The 20,728-nt window shown below is 69.0% G+C and carries 11 protein-coding genes; 8 read left to right on the top strand and 3 right to left on the bottom strand.

Annotated elements, in window-relative coordinates; genetic code table 11:
• The first annotated feature begins 43 nt into the window (after positions 1-43).
• The 4 genes from ACTWNK_RS34880 to ACTWNK_RS34865 all read left to right on the top strand — a co-directional run bounded on the left by ACTWNK_RS34880 (position 44) and on the right by ACTWNK_RS34865 (position 5,260).
• Positions 44-829 carry a phosphotransferase gene (locus ACTWNK_RS34880; RefSeq protein ID WP_474309173.1) on the top strand — a complete coding sequence of 262 codons (786 nt, stop codon included), beginning with the start codon at positions 44-46 and terminating at the stop codon, positions 827-829.
• The gene (locus ACTWNK_RS34875) at positions 813-1,778 is read left to right on the top strand and encodes a cobalamin biosynthesis protein (protein WP_474309172.1); all 966 of its coding nucleotides are present in this window, start codon (positions 813-815) and stop codon (positions 1,776-1,778) included. The genes ACTWNK_RS34880 and ACTWNK_RS34875 overlap by 17 nt, the downstream gene beginning before the upstream one ends.
• A 308-nt stretch (positions 1,779-2,086) precedes the next feature.
• Positions 2,087-3,691, top strand: a complete 1,605-nt coding sequence (locus ACTWNK_RS34870; protein ID WP_474309171.1) for a carbohydrate binding domain-containing protein — start codon at positions 2,087-2,089, stop codon at positions 3,689-3,691.
• Between the two features lie 72 nt (positions 3,692-3,763).
• Positions 3,764-5,260 (top strand): cobyric acid synthase, encoded by a 1,497-nt coding sequence (locus tag ACTWNK_RS34865; RefSeq protein WP_474309170.1) that lies wholly within the window; start codon positions 3,764-3,766, stop codon positions 5,258-5,260.
• A 10-nt stretch (positions 5,261-5,270) separates the two neighbouring features.
• Here the strand turns inward: ACTWNK_RS34865 and ACTWNK_RS34860 are convergent, their stop codons facing one another.
• From ACTWNK_RS34860 to ACTWNK_RS34850, 3 genes are all read right to left on the bottom strand, one after another.
• Complete coding sequence (locus tag ACTWNK_RS34860; protein WP_474309169.1) at positions 5,271-5,852, bottom strand: Pycsar system effector family protein; 582 nt, start codon at positions 5,850-5,852, stop codon at positions 5,271-5,273.
• Between the two features lie 96 nt (positions 5,853-5,948).
• Positions 5,949-6,983: a 1-acyl-sn-glycerol-3-phosphate acyltransferase gene (locus tag ACTWNK_RS34855; RefSeq protein WP_474309168.1), complete on the bottom strand. Its 1,035-nt coding sequence runs from the start codon at positions 6,981-6,983 to the stop codon at positions 5,949-5,951.
• Positions 6,984-7,008: 25 nt separating this feature from the next.
• Positions 7,009-7,839: a patatin-like phospholipase family protein gene (locus ACTWNK_RS34850; protein WP_474309167.1), complete on the bottom strand. Its 831-nt coding sequence runs from the start codon at positions 7,837-7,839 to the stop codon at positions 7,009-7,011.
• A gap of 6 nt (positions 7,840-7,845) precedes the next feature.
• On the opposite strand from ACTWNK_RS34850, the gene ACTWNK_RS34845 reads away from it, so the two are divergent.
• The 4 genes from ACTWNK_RS34845 (at position 7,846) to ACTWNK_RS34830 (ending at position 20,647) form a co-directional block, all read left to right on the top strand.
• Entirely contained in the window at positions 7,846-8,058 is a 213-nt protein-coding gene (locus tag ACTWNK_RS34845; RefSeq protein WP_474309166.1) for an SHOCT domain-containing protein, read from the top strand.
• A 3-nt stretch (positions 8,059-8,061) separates the two neighbouring features.
• Positions 8,062-8,727: a hypothetical protein gene (locus ACTWNK_RS34840; RefSeq protein WP_474309165.1), complete on the top strand. Its 666-nt coding sequence runs from the start codon at positions 8,062-8,064 to the stop codon at positions 8,725-8,727.
• A 359-nt stretch (positions 8,728-9,086) separates the two neighbouring features.
• Entirely contained in the window at positions 9,087-20,096 is an 11,010-nt protein-coding gene (locus tag ACTWNK_RS34835) for a polymorphic toxin-type HINT domain-containing protein (RefSeq protein ID WP_474309163.1), read from the top strand.
• Positions 20,084-20,647, top strand: coding sequence for a hypothetical protein (locus ACTWNK_RS34830; RefSeq protein ID WP_474309162.1), 564 nt, complete (start codon positions 20,084-20,086; stop codon positions 20,645-20,647). Before ACTWNK_RS34835 ends, ACTWNK_RS34830 begins: the two co-directional genes overlap by 13 nt.
• The last annotated feature ends 81 nt before the right edge of the window (positions 20,648-20,728 follow it).

Genomic DNA, 20,728 nt, shown 5'->3' with positions numbered 1-20,728 from the left:
AACGGCGGCGCGTTCCAAGGGCCTTGCTCTATTCTGTGGTCGCATGGTGGCGACGACCCTTCATGAGATTCCGCTGCAGGGCGGGGTCGTGACGGACGGGGTCGTGCGTGTCGGCAGCACGGTGCGCAGACCCGTGGGCCGTTCGACGCCCGCTGTGCACGCCCTGCTGCGGCACCTGGAGGCCGCGGGCTTCGACGGTGCGCCCCGGGCGATGGGGCTCGACGGGGCCGGGCGCGAGGTGCTCACCTATCTGCCGGGGCAGTGCGGCGCCGGAGCCGCGACGGCGAGCGAGGAGAGCCTGGTCGCACTCGCGCGGTTGCTGCGCCGCTTCCATGACGCCACGGCCGGGTTCCCGCTGGCGGGGCACGGGTGGATCGGCGGTTCCAACGACGACGCGCCGCCCGAGGTGATCGGGCACTGCGATGTGACACCCGACAATGTCGTGCGCCGTGACGGCCTGCCCTATGCGTTGATCGACTTCGATCTGGCCAGGCCGACGACGCGGTTGTTCGACGTGGTGACGACGTTGCGGCATTGGGCGCCTTTCGCCGATCCGCTGGATCGCCAGCCGTGCCAGCGCGGGGTCGAGGTGGGCGCGCGGGTGCGTCTGTTCTGCGACGCCTACGGTCTGGGCGCGAGGGAGCGGCGCCGGCTCGTCGATGTGGCGCGCACGCGGTTCGACCGGTCGTATCTGGTGATGCGCGACCGTGCGGAGAGCGAGGGCGGCGCGTGGGCCCGGTTGTGGGCGGGCGGCGCCGGGCAGCGGATCAGGCGTGCGGCGGCATGGCTGGACGTGCACGAAGATGAGATTCGTGGATATCTGGTGTGAGAAGCGATGGTCGCGGGTCGCGGGACTGGCCGCGGGGGTGGCGCTCGACGCGGTGATCGGTGATCCGCGTTCGCGCTGGCATCCGGTGGCGGTGTTCGGCCGGGCGGCGGGCACGCTGGAGCGCCGGACGCATCGGGACGCGCGGGCGGCGGGTGCGGGTTACACGGCCCTGGCCGTGGGCGCGGCGGTGGGGCTGGGGGCGGCGGCCGAGTGGCTGACGCGGCGTAGTCCGGTGGCGCGGGCCGGGGTGACGGCGGTGGCGACGTGGGCGGTGCTCGGCGGCACGACGCTGGCCCGCGAGGGCGCCCTGATGGCCGGCCATCTGGAGGGCGACGATCTCGAAGCCGCCAGGCGCAGGCTGCCGCACCTGTGCGGGCGCGACCCTTCGGTGCTGGAGCCGCCCGAGTTGGCCAGGGCGACGGTGGAGTCGCTGGCCGAGAACACCTCCGACGCCGTCGTGGCGCCGTTGTTGTGGGGGGCGGTCGCCGGGGTGCCCGGTCTGCTGGGGTATCGGGCGATCAACACGCTGGACGCGATGGTCGGCCACAGGTCGGCACGGTACGAGCGTTTCGGCTGGGCCTCGGCCAGGCTCGACGACGTGGCGAACGTAGTTCCGGCCAGGCTGACGGGCGCCTTGGCCGTGCTCGGGGCGCCGCTGGTGGGCGGATCGCCGGGCCGGGCGGCACGCGTGCTGCTCAAGGACGGGCACCGCCATCCCAGTCCCAATGCGGGCAGGTGCGAGGCGGCGTTCGCGGGCGCGCTGGGGGTGCGGCTCGGCGGCACGAATGTGTACGGGAGCCGGGTCGAGCACCGGCCGGAGCTGGGGGAGGGGCACAAGCCCGAGGTGGGCGACATCAGGCGCGCCGTACGGCTGACGCGCGTGGTGAGCCTGGCGGCGACCGCGGTGGCCCTCGGTGTGGCGGCCGTCCGACGGTCTCGCCGTACGTGACCAAGGACCCGAGCAAGGACCCGAGCAAGGACCCGGCCGAGGACCCGACGAAGTCAGCCTGACCCGTCTTCCTGACGTCCCAGGTCAACCCGGGTAAGCGCCCCTCGTCGCCAAAGATGCCCGAATAAGTGTCTAGAAGTGAACAATGACGGGTTATCAACTTCTGATGGACAATGACCGAATTTCTTCCGATAATTCGGTCAACTTGCTACTCGCGAGCCACCCATCACCGCGGCCCCGCTACTAACCGCCGCTCCGTCAGTGCCCGGTGACAAATCGCGTCCGGGCAACAGAAGGGTTCTCCCCCCATGAAGCGAACCCCCCGCCTCCTGGTGCTGGCAGTGTCACTGCTGCTGGCACTCGCAGGCGTCCTCGTCACTCAGACGTCGGCCAACGCCGCCAACCTCCTTGTGAATCCGGGCTTCGAGACCGGAACCCTGTCGCCCTGGTCGTGTACCGGCGGCCTGGGCTCGATCGTCAGCACTCCCGTCCGCAGCGGCACCAAGGCGCTCGCCGCCGCCGCCAGCGGCTCAGACAACGCCAAGTGCACCCAGACCGTGAGCGTCAGGCCGAGCACGGCCTACACGCTCAGCGCCTGGGTACGCGGCAGCTACGTCTATCTCGGCGTGACCGGCGGCCAGGCCCGCTGGACCTCCTCCGCCTCCTCCTACGCCCAGCTGACGGTGTCCTTCACCACGTCGGCGAGCCAGACCAGCGCCGAGGTCTACACCCACGGCTGGTACGGCCAGGGCACCTACAACGTCGACGACGTGAACTTCGACGGCCCGGGCTCCACGCCTTCGCCGACCGTCTCCCCGACGGTGTCCCCGACGCCGACCGTGTCGCCCACGCCGACCGTGTCGCCGACGCCGACGGTGTCCCCGACGGTTTCCCCGACCCCGACGGTGTCTCCGACGCCGACCGTGTCGCCCACGCCCACCGTGACCCCGACCAGCCCCACCTGCGCGGTCAAGTCGCGGCCCACCGGCAAGGTCCTGCACGGCTACTGGGAGAACTGGGACGGCGCCATCAACGGCGTGCACCCGCCGCTCGGCTGGATCCCGATCACCGACCCGCGCATGAAGCAGCACGGCTACAACGTGATCAACGCCGCCTTCCCCGTCATCCGCTCCGACGGCACGGTCCTGTGGGAAGACGGCATGGACGTCACCGTCAAGGTCGCGACCCCGGCCGAGATGTGCCAGGCCAAGGCTGACGGCATGACGATCCTGATGTCGATCGGCGGCGCGACCGCCGGCATCGACCTCAGCTCCGCCACCGTCGCCGACCGCTTCGTCGCCACCGTCGTGCCGATCCTCAAGAAGTACAACTTCGACGGCATCGACATCGACATCGAGACCGGCCTGGCCGGCAGCGGCAACATCAACACGCTGTCCGCCTCGCAGAGCAACCTCATCCGCATCATCGACGGCGTGCTCGCCCAGATGCCCTCGAACTTCGGCCTGACCATGGCCCCGGAGACGGCCTATGTCACCGGCGGCAGCGTCGTCTACGGCTCGATCTGGGGCGCGTACCTGCCGATCATCAAGAAGTACGCCGACAACGGCCGCCTGTGGTGGCTGAACATGCAGTACTACAACGGCAGCATGTACGGCTGCACCGGCGACTCCTACGGCGCAGGCACCGTGCAGGGCTTCGTGGCCCAGACCACCTGCCTCAACAACGGCCTGGTCATCCAGGGCACCACGATCAAGGTGCCCTACGACAAGCAGGTCCCCGGCCTTCCGGCCCAGCCGGGCGCCGGTGGCGGCCACATGGGCCCGTCGCTGGTCAGCCAGAGCTGGAACAGCTTCAGCGGCCAGCTCAAGGGCCTGATGACCTGGTCCATCAACTGGGACGGCTCGAAGGGCTGGACCTTCGGCGACAATGTGAAGTCACTGCAGGGCCGCTAGCCGGTCCGCACCGAAGGCCGCTTCCCCGGCGTGGGGGAGCGGCCTTCGGCCGTTGTGCGGTGATGCAGCAAGATGGCACCCGTGAAGGGTGCACTGCTGGTCGCAGGGACGACGTCGGACGCGGGCAAGAGCGTGGTCACCGCGGGCATCTGCCGCTGGCTGGCCCGCCAGGGCGTGCGCGTGGCGCCGTACAAGGCGCAGAACATGTCGCTGAACTCGTTCGTCACGGCGGACGGCGCCGAGATCGGCAGGGCGCAGGCCATGCAGGCCAGGGCGGCCGGGCTGGAACCGACGGCCGACATGAATCCCATCCTCCTCAAACCGGGCAGCGACCGCCGTAGTCAGGTCGTGGTCATGGGCAGACCGCTGACCGACGTGGACGCGATGGAGTACGGCGCGCTCAAGGACCGTCTGCGCGAGGTCGCCCTGGAGTCGCTGAGCCGGATGCGCGAGCAGTACGACGTGGTGGTCTGCGAAGGCGCGGGCAGCCCGGCCGAGATCAACCTCAGACGCGGCGACATCGCGAACATGGGCCTGGCCAGAGCCGCGAACCTGCCCGTCATCGTGGTCGGCGACATCGACAGGGGAGGCGTGTTCGCCGCCTTCTACGGCACGGTCGGACTGCTGGAGGCCGCCGACCAGGCGCTGGTGGCGGGGTTCGTGGTCAACAAGTTCAGGGGCGCGGCCGAACTGCTGCAGCCGGGGCTCGACATGCTGCGCGGCCTGACCGGACGCGAGGTGTACGGCGTGCTGCCCTGGCTCGACGGCCTGTGGATGGACGTCGAGGACTCCCTCGCCCTGGACAGCCGCTCGGTGCCCGCCCAGGAGGCGCGCGGTCGCCAGACGTTGCGGGTGGCGGTGGTGCGTCCGCCGCGTATCTCCAACTTCACGGACGTCGACGCGCTGGCCGCCGAGCCCGGTGTGGTGCTGCGCTTCGTCACCTCGCCCGCCGAACTCGACGACGCCGACCTGGTCGTGCTGCCTGGTTCCAGGGCCACGGTGTCCGACCTGGCCTGGCTGCGCGCACGCGGCCTCGCCGACGCCGTCGTCGCACGCGCCGCCGCCGGGGGGCCCGTGCTCGGGATCTGCGGCGGGTACCAGATGCTGGCCGGACGGATCCTCGACGAGGTCGAGTCGAAGGCGGGAGCCGTACCGGGGCTCGGTCTGCTGCCCGCCGACGTGACCTTCGCCGAGGACAAGACGCTCGGCCGTCCTGTGGGCAGCGCGTACGGCGAGCGCGTGGCGGCCTACGAGATCCATCACGGCGTCGTCACCGTTCGGGGCGGGGAGCCGTTCCTCGACGGGTGCCGGGTCGGCGCGACGTACGGGACCACGTGGCACGGCGCTCTGGAGAACGACGGCTTCCGGCGTGCCTTTCTCGCCGACGTCGCGGCCAGGGCCGGACGTGACTTCACCCCCGCGCCTGACGTGTCGTTCGAGGCGCTGCGGGAGAGCAGGCTCGACGCCCTGGGCGACCTGGTCGAGCGGCACCTCGACACCGCCGCCCTCACCCGCCTGCTGACCGGCCCGCTCCCGGCCTATCCGTTCCTGCCGCCGGGCGCGCCCTGAGGCGGCGGGGTCACGGCGTCGCGGACTTGATGATCCAGCCGATGATCACCGAGGCGAGTGCGCCGGTGACGCCTCCGCACAGCAGCCAGAAGCCGTACCTGATCAGCCGGTACTTCCGCCGGACGATCACACTGATCTGCAGCAGCTGCTCGGCGATGCGCAGCAGGTCCGGCTGGTGGGCGTCGTCGAGCGCCTTGGCCAGGCTGGCAGGCGTGACGTGCTTGGCGACGTCGCCGAAGTAGGCCAGCGAGCCCACCCGCCTGGCCTGCCCGAGACGCGGGTACACGGCTCCGGCGAGCGCGCCGACCGCGGCCAGCGTCGCTCCGACGCCCAGCCACCAGAGCCACTCCACCGAGTCGGGCAGCGACACCGGCGCCCAGGTGCCGGCCAGCAGTCCGGCGGCGACCGCGCCCAGGCCGATCCCCGCGGTGCTGAGCAGGACCTGGGCCTTGACGTCGGCCCTGTTGAGCTCCTCGCGCGCCTCGTCGAGCAGGCGCTCGCCGTACTGTCCGGCGGCGCGGGCGCGCTCGGCGGGGCCCTCCTCGCGCGGGGTGGGGCGGCGGCCGTCGACGCCCAGGAGCCGACGGAACATCACAGGGCGTTTCGGGCGGGGAAGTTTCGGGCGGGGAAGAAGGTCACGGGGATCAAGGTTGACCCAGGTCGTGCCCCTCGCACAAGACATCTGAGGTCAGTTCTTGATCACCGGGTGCGTGCGGTTGGCGGCGATCCAGGCGTCGATGGCCTCCCACTGGTCGAACAGCCACCGGGCCTGCGCCTCGCGTTCCCTCGGCACCTGCGCGCTCGGCACCCGCCACCACTTGACCTTGATGTGGGCACGCACCGGCAGGTGGTGCCAGACGTCGCGCATCGTGATGAGCTCGTCGAGCCCGGTGTGCGCGACGAACACCACATCGGCCTGCGGGCAGGCGTCGATGGCGGCGATCGCGCCTCCCGGGCGTGGTGGCAGCAGGTGGTCGAGGCCGCGGGCGCGTTCGGCCTCCTCGGTCAGGCCCTTGTCCTCCAGGCGCTGGATGGCGGCCCTGCGGCGGCGCGGGGTGAAGTTGCCGCCTTCGGGGAAGATCACGAGCGCGTCGTCGTCGTCCATGGTGGCGGCCAGGCGCTTGATCTCCTCGATGACGCCGCTCTCGGCGACCTTGCGGGGGACGAACGCGTTGGGCAGGCGGTTGATCACGACGTCGAGCGAAGGGTCGAGCTGGAGTGCGGCCTTCATCACGATCCTGGGCTGCCTGCCGTACTGGGTGAGCAGGTGGTGGATCAGCAGGAAGGAGTCGCCGGGTCCCGCGTGCCTGGACAGCACGACGACCGGGCGTGCGCCTCGGCTGGCCAGCTCCTGCGGGGTGTGTTCGGGCTCCTCGACGTCGACGCTGAGCTGGAAGATGGCCACGGCGACGTTGTAGACCTTGGACAGGAACCAGCGGATCAGCGAGTAGTGCCTGACCTGGTGGTTGTCGCGGTGCAGCCGCCCGCCGAACCCGCTGGCCACCCACAGCGCCAGGCACGACACCAGCAGCCCGCACTCCAGCGTCATCCACACCACGAGGAACCACACGAGCCTGGCACTGCGCCGCTGCGGCCTGGGCAGCCGCATGGAGGCCGCGGCGGCGACGAGCAGCCAGACCGGCAGGGTGACGATCATGAACAGAGTGAGCGGGATCAGCAACGGCGCCAGGATCAACCGCCGCAGGATACGAGGGGGAAGCACGCCGGGCCTCCTGTCATAAGGCGGTTCACAGGGCGGCAAGGTATCGAGCCGACGCCCGATAAGCCCTGTCGATGTATCCACCAATAGCCGAAAAATCGCGGTAGCGGAGCGGTGAGCTCAAGGAATCTGCACCGGCGGGCAGCACATGAACCTCCACCGAAGGCGGCAACGCGGCCATCTCCTCGGCGAACCGATGCCGCCTGGCGATCTCGAACGCCACCGTGCCCACCTCCCAGGGCCGCTTGGGCCGGCTCAGCGGCTGCTCGATCCTGCCCACATGCAGGACGAAGATCCGCCTCGCCCCCAGGTGCACGGCCCTGCCGACCGGGATGCTGTGCACGAGCCCGCCGTCGAAGAAGCTCTCGCCACCCACCCGTACGGGCGGCAGCAGCCCCGGCACCGCACACGAGGCGAGCACGGCGTCGACGACCGGCCCCTCGGTGAACCAATGCGCACTGGCCTTCTCGATCGAGGCGGCCACACACTGGAACGGCACCGCCAGGTCCTCGATGCGCGAGACCGGGATCGTCTCCTCCATCAGCCTGCGCAGCGGCGAGATCGGATGCAGATGCGTGCCGGTCCTGGCCAGGGTCGAGATACGCGTCAGCAGCGACCCCGTGAACGCCGTCCGCACGACGTCCGACCCCCACAGCCCCGTCAGCCGCTTGACCGCGTCCTCGGGCGAGGCCGCCACCAGGACACCGTTGAGCGCGCCCACCGACGTGCCGACCACCAGGTCGGGCCGTACGCCCGCCTCGTCGAGGGCACGCAGCATGCCCACCTCGTGCGCACCGAGCACACCGCCACCACCGAGTACGAACGCCGTCTCCACGCCTCCAACGATGACACGTATCATCGGTGCATGTTGCGCCTCGTCCTGCCGCTCCTGCTGATCGCCCTCGTCGCGGCCGTCATCTTCGGCGTGATGCTGGCCAACAACCGCAGGTCCAAGCCCGCCCCGCGCAGGTCGTCGGCGGAGGAGCCACGCGAGATCCTGCGCCGCCGCTACGCCGCCGGGGAGATCGACGAGGACGAGTACCTGCGCCGTATGTCGGGCCTGTCACAGGAGTGGTAGCCGGTGGTGCACACGCTTCGCGCCGCCCCGACGGATGATGAGGCCGCTCACGCGGCCGCCGGGATCGAGGGGGAGTACTTCAGCTGCTCGCTCCTCGTTGTGGCAGGAACCGCATCGGTGGTCAGGCAGTTGTGGGGACTGGTCGCGGATCCCGCGTTCGCGTGGCGGAACTATGCGCTGCAGCTCATCGACTGTGTCGCGGCTGTCAACGGTGTGTGCGCGCCGCCGCTCGACATGCGGCCGGGGACCGAAGAGTACGAATGCCGGTCGGCGATCTCGGAGGGCATGCACGTGGTCTGGGCACTCGCCATTCATCCGGAGGTCGCGCTACGGGGTGCGAGTATCGAGTTGCTAGGCGAGGCCGCGGACCCCGATGAGGCGCTGCCGTGGTGTGTCGAGGCGCTTCGGAGCGAGACGGACCTCGTGGTGCGAGGCGACCTGGCCGCTGCCGTGACCACGCTCTTCGGCCGGACGGGTTGGGGGGAGGAGGCGGTGGCGACCACGCGGGGTTTCCTGGTGGACGCCAATCCGGTGATCCGCCTTCGCGTGGCGCGTGTACTGAGGCGCTACCTGCCCGACTGGACCGACCCGGAGCATTCCTTGGCGGTCGCAAGAGTCGCCATGGACCAGGTTTACGAGGGGCGCTTGTTTCGCGACGAGTTCATCTAGACAGGCATGCGCTTCGCGTAAGCGCGCTGATGGTGACGGCGCGGGTGTGTTGAGTAACTGCTTTCGTCGGTCGAAACCTGTGCTTGAGCATGTTCGGCGGATGGTGTCCGCGTGTTCGGTGCTGTATACGCCTTTGGGTGTCATCGTTTCTGATGCGCATTTGTTCCGTCTAGAGATTATTTAGAGCGCCCTGATAGCTTCCTGACCGTTCGCGGAGAAGTTGATCTCTCCGTACTGGACGGCTTACGGGGCATAGGGGCGGTCGCATGCGCGCAAGCAGATTTGGGCTGGGGATCGACGGACCGAGCCGGTGGCGGGCTCGCTTGGCGGCGGTGCTCGCCGTGGCGCTGTTACCAAGCATGGCGCAGCTCAGTGCCTTCCCGGTGGCAGCTGATCCCGTTCCCGTTCCACTCAGCCTGCCCGTCCAGCAGAGCGGTACGGCCAAGGGCCTGCCCCATCTGGTCGACCCCTCGGTGACCCAGCAAGGCCCGGCGGCTCTGCCGGAGGGCGGCAAGCGGCCCAAGGGGGCACTGCCGCTCGAAGCCCGGCATGAGCCTGCCGACGAGCCGGCCACCGGTGGCCTCAAGAGCGCACCGCCTCTGCCAGAAGCGCTGAAGCAGGACACACCGCCACCACCTGCCGTCCCGCCGATCGCCCCTGTGGGAGGGGCAGCGGCCGTACCACCTGCCCAAGCTCGTGCCTCGGTGCCGGCGGACATCACGATCGCCATGCTCCAGGCCGGTCCCGGCACGCAGGCCGCAGACGGTGTCATGGTGCTGTCGTCCCCCACGCCTTGGCTGGAGGCCAGGGTCCACGACGCCGCAGGCGACACCGTCGGCCTTCAGGTGCAGGTCGAGCACGACCCTTCGGTGCCGCAACAGGGCACCGGGGAGATCTGGGCCTACGAGGGCGGCTCGGGCCACAGCAGCGGCGCCGCGATCCGGTTCACCGTCGAGACGGGGAAGCTCAGCGACGGCTGGACGATCCGCTGGCGGGCGCGGGGCCACACCTGGGACAGCGGCACCGGCAGCGTCTACGGCGCCTGGTCCGGCTGGAAGAGCGCCAGGCTCGACATCAGCAAGCCGGCGGTCTCCCAGCGCAGCACGGGACCCGGCACCGAGGAGGGCGGCCAGACGACGCTGTCCTCACAGATGCCGTGGTTCGAAGCCAGGGTCGACGACCCCGACGCACGCAACGTGGGCCTCGCCGTGGAGGTCGAGCACGACCCCTCCGTACCCGCGCAGGGTACCGGCCTGATCTGGGACTACACGGGCGGCTCGGGCAACCCCAGCGGCTCCCTGCTCAGACATACCGTCCCGTCCGGCAAGCTGAGCGACGGCTGGCTGATCCGCTGGCGTGTCCGTGGCCTCACAGTGGGGTCGGGCAACCAGTACGTGTTCGGGTCGTGGTCGGGCTGGAAGAGCGCCAAGGTGGACATCAGCAAGCCCTCGGTCTCCTCGTTGGGGGTATGGCCTGCCTCCAACGACGGCGGCCTGTGGACGATCGCCGCGTTCGACCCCTCGTTCGAGGCCAGGGTTGTCGACCCCGACGGACGCCCGGTCGGTATCACCGTCGAGGTCGAACACGACCCGGCTGCGGCAGGTCAGGGCACGGGCCGGATCTGGTCCGATACCACCGGGTCGGGTTACCCGTCGGGCTCAGTGGCCTCAGTAGACATGCCTTCGAGCAGACTCAAGGACGGCTGGTTGGTCCGCTGGCGTGTGCGTGGCCTCACCGTGGGCGCGGACAACCTCTACCTGTACGGGCCGTGGTCGTTGTGGCAGTCGGCCAAGGTTGACGTCACCAAGCCGCTGGCCAGCGAGCTCGCGGCCTGGCCCGGCACCGAGAGCGGCGGCCTGACCGAGCTCACCTCGCTGACGCCCGAGCTCAGTGCCAGGATCATCGACCCCGACGAACGCAGCGTCGGCATGTCCGTGCAGGTCGAGCACGACCCGTCGGCGCTCGGCCAGGGCTCAGGGTTGATCTGGTCCACCAACGGAGGAGTGGGCTACCACAACGGCACCGTCATCACCGAGACCGTGGGCTCGGGCAAGCTCAGGGACGGCTGGTTGATCCGCTGGCGGGCCAGAGGCGCTACCATCACAGATGGTTCCAGAACGCTGTACGGACCGTGGTCGGCCTGGCAGACCGCCAGGATCGATATCGGCAAGCCTGCGGTCTCCCAGCTCGCCGCCGGTCCGGGCACCGCGGTCACCGGCGGCATGGCCGTACTGTCCTCGAGAACGCCGTGGATCGAGGCGAGGGTCACCGACCCGGCCGAGCGCAACGTCGGTATGCGCCTGGAGATCGAGCACGACCCCTCTGTCCCGGCGCAGGGAGTCGGCCAGATCTATGCCATTGAGAGCGGCTCCGGCAACCTCTCGGGAGCGGCCGTCCGCTTCACCGTCGCCGGTAACCAGCTCAAGGACGGTTGGCTGATCCGCTGGCGGGTACGCGGCCACACCTCCGCGTCCGGCACCCTCTACGGTCCGTGGTCGACCTGGCAGTACGCACGGCTGGACATCACCAAGCCGGCGGTGTCGTCGCTGTCGGTGTCGCCGGGATCGCTGAGCACGAGCCTGTCGACTCTGACGTCGCTGACACCCGCCCTCGCCGCCACCGTGTCCGACGGGGACGGCCGCAGCGTCGGGGTTGAGATCGATGTCGAGCACGATCCCTCTGTGCCCGCCCAGGGCAACGGGCGGATATGGACCGGCGCCACCGGCGCCGGTAGCGCCTCAGGCTCCGCGATCTCCCTCACCGTCCCCTCGAACAAGCTGCGCGACGGCTGGCTGATCCGCTGGCGGGCGCGCGGCCACACCAGTGTGTCGGGCACCCTCTACGGCCCCTGGTCGACCTGGCAGATCGCCAAGGTCGAGGTCAACTCGCCCGCGGGCACCGGACTGGGCGTCGTACCCGGCACGCAGGGCGACGGTCTGTGGACGTTCGCCTCGCTGACCCCGTGGTTCTACTCGAAGATCACCACCCCGAACGGCGTCGCCGCCGCGCTCGGCGTCGAGGTCGAGCACGACCCGTCGGTGCCGGGCCAGGGCACCGGCCTGATCTGGGAAGGCAAGGGCACGACGAACTACGCCTCCGGTGCCAATGCCTGGGTGCAGGTGCCCATGGCCAAGCTGACCGACGGATGGCTCGTTCGATGGCGGGTCAGGGGAGTGCCGACGTCGGGCGCGGTGGGCGCCTGGACCGACTGGCAGACCGGCCGGGTGTCGCTGACCCAGACCGCCGTCAGCGCGCCGGGCCTGACACCCGGTACCAAGGGCAGCGGCCTGTGGACGGTGCCCACGCTCACTCCCTGGGTGTACGCCAAGGTCACCTCGCCCGAGGGCCGCACTGCCTTCCTCAGCGTCGAGGTCGAGCACGACCCCACCGCCACGGCGCAGGGCTCCGGCCTCATCTGGGCCGGGCAGGGCGCCACCGCTGCGGCCTCCGATGCCAATGCCTGGGTGCAGGTGCCCACGGCCAAGCTGACCGACGGCTGGCTGGTGCGCTGGCGGGTCAGGGGAGCCACCGCCAACGGCGTCAAGGGCCCCTGGTCGGACTGGGAATCGGCCAAGGTTGACTTGAACAAGCCGTCGGTCGAGGCGCCGGGCATGTCGCCGGCCGCGCGCGGCACCGTCTCGTGGACTGCCACGACCCGTACCCCATGGCTCTACGCCAAGGTGACCGACCCGGAGAGTCGCCCCGCCTTCCTCGGCGTCGAGGTTGAGCACGACCCCACCGCAACCGATCAGGGCACCGGCCTGATCTGGGCGGGCAAGGGCGCGAAGTCCTACGCCTCGGGCACCAACGCCTGGACTCAGGTGCCCACGGCCAAGCTGAGCGACGGCTGGCAGATCCGCTGGCGGGTGCGCGCCGTAACGGTGTCCAACGCCACGGGCCCCTGGACCGAATGGCAGAGCGCCAAGATCACCGCATTGCCGTTCACCTCGTTCTATCCCGAGGACAACACCCAGGTGGGGGCGCTGACGCCGACACTGTCGGCCAATGCCAGGCCGCTGGACGAGTCGCCCGTCACCTACTGGTTCCAGATCTGCGCCGGAGCCAAGGACGCCTGGACGTGGTGCGAATCCTCCTACGAGTGGGGGAAGGAGGGGAGCTGGCGCATCCCTGAGGAGAAGCTGAAGTGGGGAGAGACCTACTGGTGGTACGCCAAGGCGAGCACGGCCACCGCACAGACCACCTCGGCCTGGCGGACCTTCGTGACCGCACCCGAGCAGGGCTCGCTCAACTCTCTGCTGACGACAGGGACGAACGGCCGCGAATTTAACCACGTCGCCGGTAACTACAGCCACTCGGTCACCGATCTGGCGATCCCCGTGGCCGGACCGCCGCTGTCGATCACGCGTACCTACAACAGCCTCGACCAGCGTGCCGACGGTGCGTTCGGGGTCGGCTGGTCGACCCGCTGGGACATGCGGGTCGAGGACGAGAGTCAGACCTCGACGCTGCTGATCACCTACCCGGATGGCCGGCAGTTGCGGTTCGCGGCCAAGGGTGACGGGACCTACGCGGCGCCGCCGGGCACCTACGCCACGCTGGCCACAGTGGCGGGCGGCGGCTGGCGACTTATGGACAAGTCGTCCACCTCCTATTGGTTCGACGCCTCCTCCAGGCTGACCAAGATCAGTGACAGCCGGGGTCGTACCCAGGTGCTCACCCACGGCGCGGACGGGAAGATCGAGAAGGTCACGGCGACGGGCGGCCGGTCGATCTCGTTCACCTGGACCGGAAGCCACGTCACCGGCGTCTCCACCGACCCTGTGGCCGGCACGCCGCTCACCTGGAGCTACACCTACAACGGTGACAAACTGACCAAGGTATGCCCGCCGGACAGCGCAACCGCCTGTACGACCTACGCCTACAGTGACGCCAACACCTACCGCAGCCTGGCCCTGGACACCGGACCGGTCAGCTATTGGCGGCTCAACGAGCCCACGGCCGTCGGCGGCACGAAGGTGGCCAGCGCCGCCGAATGGAACGCGGGCATCGACGACGCCAAGGTGACCGGCTACACCGCCGACCTGATCGCGGGTGTGCCGGGTGCGCTGGGCGGCTCGGGCGACACCGCGATGCGCTTCAAGGGCACGGCCACCTCCTCCTACGTACGCCTGCCGCCGGGCTCGGTGAGCGGCAAGGGCAGCAACCTGGCCGTCGAGGCCTGGTTCAAGACCACGGCGTCCGGCACGGTGATCGGCTACCAGAACTCCGAGTGGAGCGACCCCTCGGCCTTCACCCCCGTCGTGTACGTGGGCAAGGACGGCAAGCTTCGCGGCCAGTTCTACACCGGCAAGCCGGAGCCGATCACCTCGACGGGGCCGGTCAACGACGGCAACTGGCACCACGTCGTGCTGTCGGGGGCCGGAACCTCGCAGACCCTCTTCCTCGACGGTCAGCGCGTCGGCGCCCTGGCCGGGCAGATCTGGCACTGGGATCAATGGGAGACCAGGATCGGCTCCGGCTACGGCGCGCCGAGTTGGCCGTCGACCACGACCACGCCCGGATCCTTCTCCTTCGTCGGTGACATCGACGAGGTCGCCGTTTACGCCAAGCCGCTGGGCGAGGGCGTCGTCCGCGCCCATCACGCGGCCCGGCTGGCCAGAGCGCAGCTCACCAAGGTGGTGCAGCCGTCGGGCCGGGTGTGGGCGGACAATGCCTACGCTCCGGACGGTGGCAGGCTGCTCACCCATGTCGACTCCAACGGTGGTATGTGGAAGGTGTCGGCCCCGGTCTTCACCCGCGAGTCCAGTTCGCTGACCCTGGCCACCACCAAGGTCACCGACCCGCGCGACAACACGATCACCTACGCCACCGACGCGCAGCGCGGACACCGACTGGTCACCAGGACCGACCAGCTCGGCAAGAGCACGACCTTCCGATACGACACCGGCGGCTTCCTCGCCAAGGTCGTCGACCGCAACGGCAACGGCGCCGAGCTGTCCTTCAACGCCCGCGGAAACATGATCGCGAAGAAGACGTGCCGCGTGGTCGGCACCTGCTTCACCGAGTACTTCGACTACTACCTCAAGGCCGACGATCCTTTCGATCCCCGCAACGACCAGTTGATCGCCCAGCGCGACGGCCGTTCGAGCTCGGCCGTCGACGACAGGTACCTCACCGCCTGGACGTTCAACTCCTTCGGCGAGAAGACCAAGGAGACGACCCCGCCGACGGCCGACTTCCCCACGGGGAGGGCCGCCGTATCGGTCTACACCGATGGCACCGAGGCCGCGGTCGGCGGCGGCCAGACGCCCGCAGGACTGCTCAAGATTGAGCGCGATGCCAAGAACAACGAGACGACATACCGCTACACCGCCTCCGGCGACCTCGCCGAGACGCGTAGCCCCCAGGGCTTGGTGACCCGCTTCACGCACGACGAGATCGGCAGAGTGCGCTCCAAGACCGTGGCCACCCAGGCCGACCCAGACGGAGTCACCTCGGCCTTCACCTACGACGGCCGTACCCGGCTGCTCACCCACACCGGTCCCGGCGTCCGTAACGAGGTCTCCGGCGTCACCCACACCTCGCGTGTCTCCTACACCTACGACGCCGACGGCAACACCCTCACCGAGACTGCCGCGGACCTGACCGGCGGCGATCCGGCCCGCATGGTCACCTACACCTACGACGCCCACGGCCGGGTCGAGACCGTCAAGGGGGCCGAGAACGGCACGGTCGCCTACACCTGGGACGGCGCAGGTAACCGGACGAGTGTCGTGGACGAGGCGGGCGTGCGCTTCGAGTACGCCTACACCAAGCGTGACGAACTGGAGACCACGACGCTCAAGGGCTGGACCGGCAGCCCTGTGGCGCCGCACGCGCCGCAGGACGTCGTCCTGGAGTCCAACGCCTACGACCATGAGGGCAGGCTCGCCTCCGAGGTGGACGCGATGGGTCGCAAGACCTCCTACACTTACTTCGCCGACGGCCTGCTGGCCCAGGTCATCGCCGACGACGTACGGCTGAACGGCTCGGCGACTCCCAGGGACGTCGTGCTGGAGGCCAACACCTACGACCCGTCGGGCAACATCGTGCGCGTGGTCGCCGGAGGGGGCGTGCAACGCAGCGACGCGGTGTACGACGCCGCCGACCGGCTGACGTCCAGGACGTTCGATCCCGAAGGGGAAGCACGCACGACCTCCTACACCTATGACGCCAACGACAACGTCCTGAAGGCGTCGCGAACCGGCGCCGGCACGCAGCGCGAGGAGTCGACGCAGTACGCCTACAATGCCGACGACGTGCTGATCCGCCAGACGGTCGAGAACGGCGACGTCGACATCGTGAGCTCGCGGGTGGTCGACGAGCGTGGGCTGACGATGACTGTGACCGACCCCCGTGGCAACGCGGCGGGCGCCGACGCGGCCGCGTTCACCACGGCCTACCGCTTCGACGCGGCCGATCGCCTGGTGGAGGTCAAGGCTCCCGAGGTGCGAGTGGAGAAGCAGGGCACCGCACCGGTGACGACCAGGCCGACCGGCCGCTACGGCTACGACTCGGTCGGCAACCGCACCCACGCCGAGGATGCGGAGGGAGCCGTCAGCACGGCCGCGTTCGACCGGCTCGGTCGGCTGAAGTCGGCCACCGCGCCGGCCTACCAGCAGCCATCGGGCGGCGGCCTGCTGAACCCGGTCACCGCCTACACCTACGACCACGCGGGCCGGGTCACCGCGATGACCGACCCCAGAGGATCGGTGTGGACGACCGAGTACGACGCCCTGGGTAACCGGGTCCGGGTGACCGAGCCCGGCTCCGGTCAGTGGGTCTACGAGTACGATCTCGCCGGTGAGCAGGTGGCCGGCGTGGACCCGATGGGCGCCAGGGTGCAGTCCACCTACGACGATCTCGGCCGGGCGATCACCACCACACTGATCGAGCGCAGCCCCGCGACGCAGGCGTTCATCACCTCGCTGGAGTACAACGACGCGGGCGACCGGGTCAAGGAGGTCGGGCCGCTCGGCCGTACCACCACATGGACGGTGAACGCGGCTGGGCAGATCCTCACCGAGAAGAACCCGGCGAACAACACCACCACCTACGGCTACGACCTCATGGGCCGGGCGGTGAAGGTCAAGGGGCCGCTCGGCGACACCACACTGATGGACTTCGACCTGGCCGGACGGCGTACCTCGCTCAAGGAGGCCGACGCGGCGGGAGGCGTGCTGCGCGAGATCGGCTTCGGCTACGACCTGGCCGGCAACGAGACCAGCGAGACGTCGGCCGAGGGGCATACCATCCGCAGCGTGTTCGACGCCTCCGACGCCCTGGTGGAGCTGATCGAGCCGGCCTCGGCCGACAAGTCGATCACCACCACCTTCGGATACGACGCCACCGGTCAGCGCACCCGCTCGACCGACGGCCGGGGCAACACGGTCTGGACGACGTACAACAGCCTGGGACTGGCCGAGTCGGTGATCGAGCCAGCCACCTCGTCACACCCGTCGGCGGCCGACCGTACCTGGACCTACGTCTACGACGGCGGCGGCAACATGCTGGCGGCGCTGCAGCCGGGCGGCGTGCGTGTCGACAACGAGTACGACCCGCTGGGCCGTCTGGTCCGCCAGAACGGCTCGAACGCGCAGGCCGCGACGCCTGAATGGGCCTTCGGATATGACAAGGCGGGCCGCCGTACCAAGATCGGCGAGTACGACCTCGGCTACAACGATCGGGGCCTGCTCACCACGATCACTAAGGCTGGTGTCCAGACCGCGGCCTTCACCTACGACGAGTACGGGAACCCGACCAAGCGCCAGGACGTCAACGGCGACACCACCTTCGGATGGGACGCCGACGACCGGCTCTCCTCGGTCGGCGACCCCGTCTCGGGACGCTCCTTCACCTACGCTTACGACCAGGCCGACCGCCTGACCACACTGACCTCAGCGAACCCGGCCGGCGTTCAGACCTACGGCTACGACGGCATGGACCGCGTCGTCAGCCACGAGCTGCGCGGCCCCGGCTCCACACCGCTGGCCTCGATCGCCTACACCTGGGACAAGGACGACAACCTCACCGGCAAGACCACCACGGGTACGGCCGGTGCCGGGACCAACTCCTATCGCTATGACCGCGCGGATCGGCTGACCTCCTGGACGGCTCCCGACGGCACTGTCACCGATTACGAGTGGGACGACTCGGGCAACCGGGTCAAGGTCGGCGCCACCGCTTTCACCTACGACGAGCGCAACCGCCTCATCGGCGGGGCGGGCAGCACCTACGCCTACTCACCGCGTGGCACCCTGGCTTCGCAGACCACGGACGGTGTCACCACGAACCTGGTGTTCGACGCCTTCGACCAGATGGTCTCGGACGGCGAGGTCGACTACGGCTACGACAGCTTGGGCCGCCTGACCTCCCGCGACGACGAGCGATTCGTGTACGGCGGGCTGGAGAACGACATCTCCGCCGTGACCGACGCCGCCGGAGTGGTCAAGGCGCGCTTCGGTCGAGGCCCGGCGGGCGAACTGCTCGGCCTCGACGAAGGCGGCGTGAAGCTCGGCGTCCTGACCGACCAGCACGACGACGTGGTCGCCACCTTCTCCGACACCGGCCTGGTGGACAGCGTCGCCTACACCCCCTTCGGCGAGGTGGCGGCCAGCACGGGCACCAAGCGCAGGCTCGGCTACCAGGGCGAGTACACCGACCCCACCACGGGCAAGGTGAACATGCACTCGCGCTGGTACATGCCGGGGACCGGAGGCTTCGCCTCCCGCGACGACTGGACGATCAGCCCTTACCCGTCGATCAATCTCAACCGCTACACCTATGCCGGAGGCTCGCCTCTCGGTTACACCGACCCGTCGGGTAACTGTCCGTTCTGCATTCCGCTGCTTTTCATCGCCGTCCGCGTGGTCGTCCAGGTGGCCGTACGGACCGCCGTCGGACGCGCCGTCGCGCAGGCGGTGGGCAAGCAGGCGGTCAAGCAGGTCGTGAAGCAGGCGGTCAAGCAGTCGGTGAAGCAGTCCGTCAAGCAGACGGTGAAGCAGGCAGCCAAGCAAGGCGCGAAACAGGGGGCAAGGCAAGGCGGGAAGCAGTCGGTCAAACAGGCGGTGAAGCAGTCCGTCAAGCAAGGCGCGAAGCGAGCAGGCAAGCAGGCGGGCAAGGCGGTCAAGCAGGTCGGCAAGGCCGCCAAGCAGGTGGCGAAGAAGACCGGCAAGGCCGCCAAGCAGGTCGCCAAGAAGGCGGGCAAGCAGGTCGGCAAGGCCGCCAAGAAGGTTGGAAAAGCGGCCAAGAAGGCGGGCAAGGCTGCGAAGAAGGCCGCCAAGCAGGTGGCGAAGAAGGCAGGAAAGGCGGCCAAGAAGGTCGTCAAGGCCGCGAAGAAGGCAGGCAAGGGCAGCAGCAAGGACGTCAAGGAAGGCTTGATCGAGGCCGCTGTCGAGGACTTCGGCATCCCGATGGGCGATGTCGACCTGGGCTGCCGCAGTGTCCGCAGCTGCGTCAAGGACGTGATCGAGGACATCGTCGAGGACACCGCCGATGAGGTCATCGACAACATCATCGAGGACATCGTCCCCGAACTCCCGATGGACATCCCCGGCCTCGACGGCGGCGGATGCACCCGGCCGAGCAGCTTCGTGGCCGGGACGCAGGTTCTCCTGGCCGACGGCACCACCAAAGCGATCGAGCAAGTCGAGATCGGCGACCAGGTGCTCGCCGCCGACCCGGCCACCGGCCGTACCGAGCCGAAGCCGGTCACCAATCTGATCACCAGCGAGGGCCCCAAGACCCTCGTCTCGATCAGCCTCGAAACCGGTGCCCCCATCACTGCGACGGACGCCCACCCGTTCTGGGCGCCCGACCTCGGCCGCTGGGTCCGCGCCGACCAACTCCAGCCCGGTGCCTGGCTCCAGACCTCAGCCGGCACCTACGTCCAGGTCACCGCAGTCGAACGGCAAACCGCCGTCCAACGCGTCCACAACCTGACGATCGACGAGCTCAGCACGTATTACGTCGTCGTCGGTGACCAGGGCATCCTGGTTCACAACGACGAGCCGCTCACCGATGAACAGTGCTTCGCTGAAGCCAATCGCATCAGAGATGAGGGGATCAGCAACATGTCGAAGACGCAGAGAGACAAGCACGTCATGGGCATCGGCGCAGTGGACTGTACCAATGGAAGAGGCGTTTTCGGAAAGAAGCGGTCCGGAGCCGGGCCTTTCTGCGCAGAGGACAACGCGCGTGAACAGCTGGTGAACATGGGCTCCGATCCGGCGAACATTCGCTACGGAAACCCGCGTCACCCGGACACGGAAAAAGACGCCGCCGTCTGTACGCGATGCCAAGAAAGAAATGCAGAGAGTCAGTTCCCTCCTGGGGTGCTGGCCGATCCTGATGGGGCGTGGGGCAGATGACGGGTGCAGTGAACTGGGACTGGGCGAGTCTGCGAACGCTGAGTGGCGACGGCAGCGGTGTGCCGCCGTTGGTCGAGCGACTGCTCTCGCCGGTAGAGGAAGAAGCGCTGAACGCGTTTCGATACTTGTTCAACCTGGTGGTCACTCAAGGAGACCTCCACTCGGCTGCCGCCGGTGTAGTGGATCTTCTGCTGAATGAGCTGAATCAGGAAGGGAATCTGCCTGCCTACGGCTGGCTCCTGCTCAACGCCATCAATCGCGGAGCCTCGTACGGCGGGCAAGTCATGGTGGAGGGGCAGAGCCATGACATCGAGGAGTATTGCCGTACGCGCATCGCTGATGCGCTTCCACTGATCGGCCGGGCGGCTTCAGAGGCGCAAGGCGCGGTATTCGAGTATCTGATGTTCCTGGTACGAGGCATGGTCCGGCGCAGCCCGGAGGCACTGGGGATCATCGAGCGGGAAGTGGCCAGATCCACCTCCACACGACGACAGCGTGCTCTCGACGCGCTGGAAGTGGCCTTGGCGCCGGACGATGACGATGACGACTGAAATCGTCAGAGCGGCGGAGCCGGATCGGCGTACTGAACCCTTAGCAGGAGTGGGGGGCATTCGTGCCCTCCCGCGATGGGA

This window comes from Nonomuraea sp. IBHARD001 (assembly GCF_056106265.1).
Note: the sequence above shows the minus strand (reverse complement) of the source record. Positions and strands in the feature narration are given on the sequence as shown.

Coding starts and splice junctions, on each gene's coding strand:
- ACTWNK_RS34880 (WP_474309173.1), top strand. CDS start 44: ATGGTGGCGACGACCCTTCATGAGATTCCGCTGCAGGGCGGGGTCGTG.
- ACTWNK_RS34870 (WP_474309171.1), top strand. CDS start 2,087: ATGAAGCGAACCCCCCGCCTCCTGGTGCTGGCAGTGTCACTGCTGCTG.
- ACTWNK_RS34865 (WP_474309170.1), top strand. CDS start 3,764: ATGGCACCCGTGAAGGGTGCACTGCTGGTCGCAGGGACGACGTCGGAC.
- ACTWNK_RS34860 (WP_474309169.1), bottom strand. CDS start 5,852: ATGTTCCGTCGGCTCCTGGGCGTCGACGGCCGCCGCCCCACCCCGCGC.
- ACTWNK_RS34850 (WP_474309167.1), bottom strand. CDS start 7,839: ATGATACGTGTCATCGTTGGAGGCGTGGAGACGGCGTTCGTACTCGGT.
- ACTWNK_RS34845 (WP_474309166.1), top strand. CDS start 7,846: ATGTTGCGCCTCGTCCTGCCGCTCCTGCTGATCGCCCTCGTCGCGGCC.
- ACTWNK_RS34835 (WP_474309163.1), top strand. CDS start 9,087: ATGGCGCAGCTCAGTGCCTTCCCGGTGGCAGCTGATCCCGTTCCCGTT.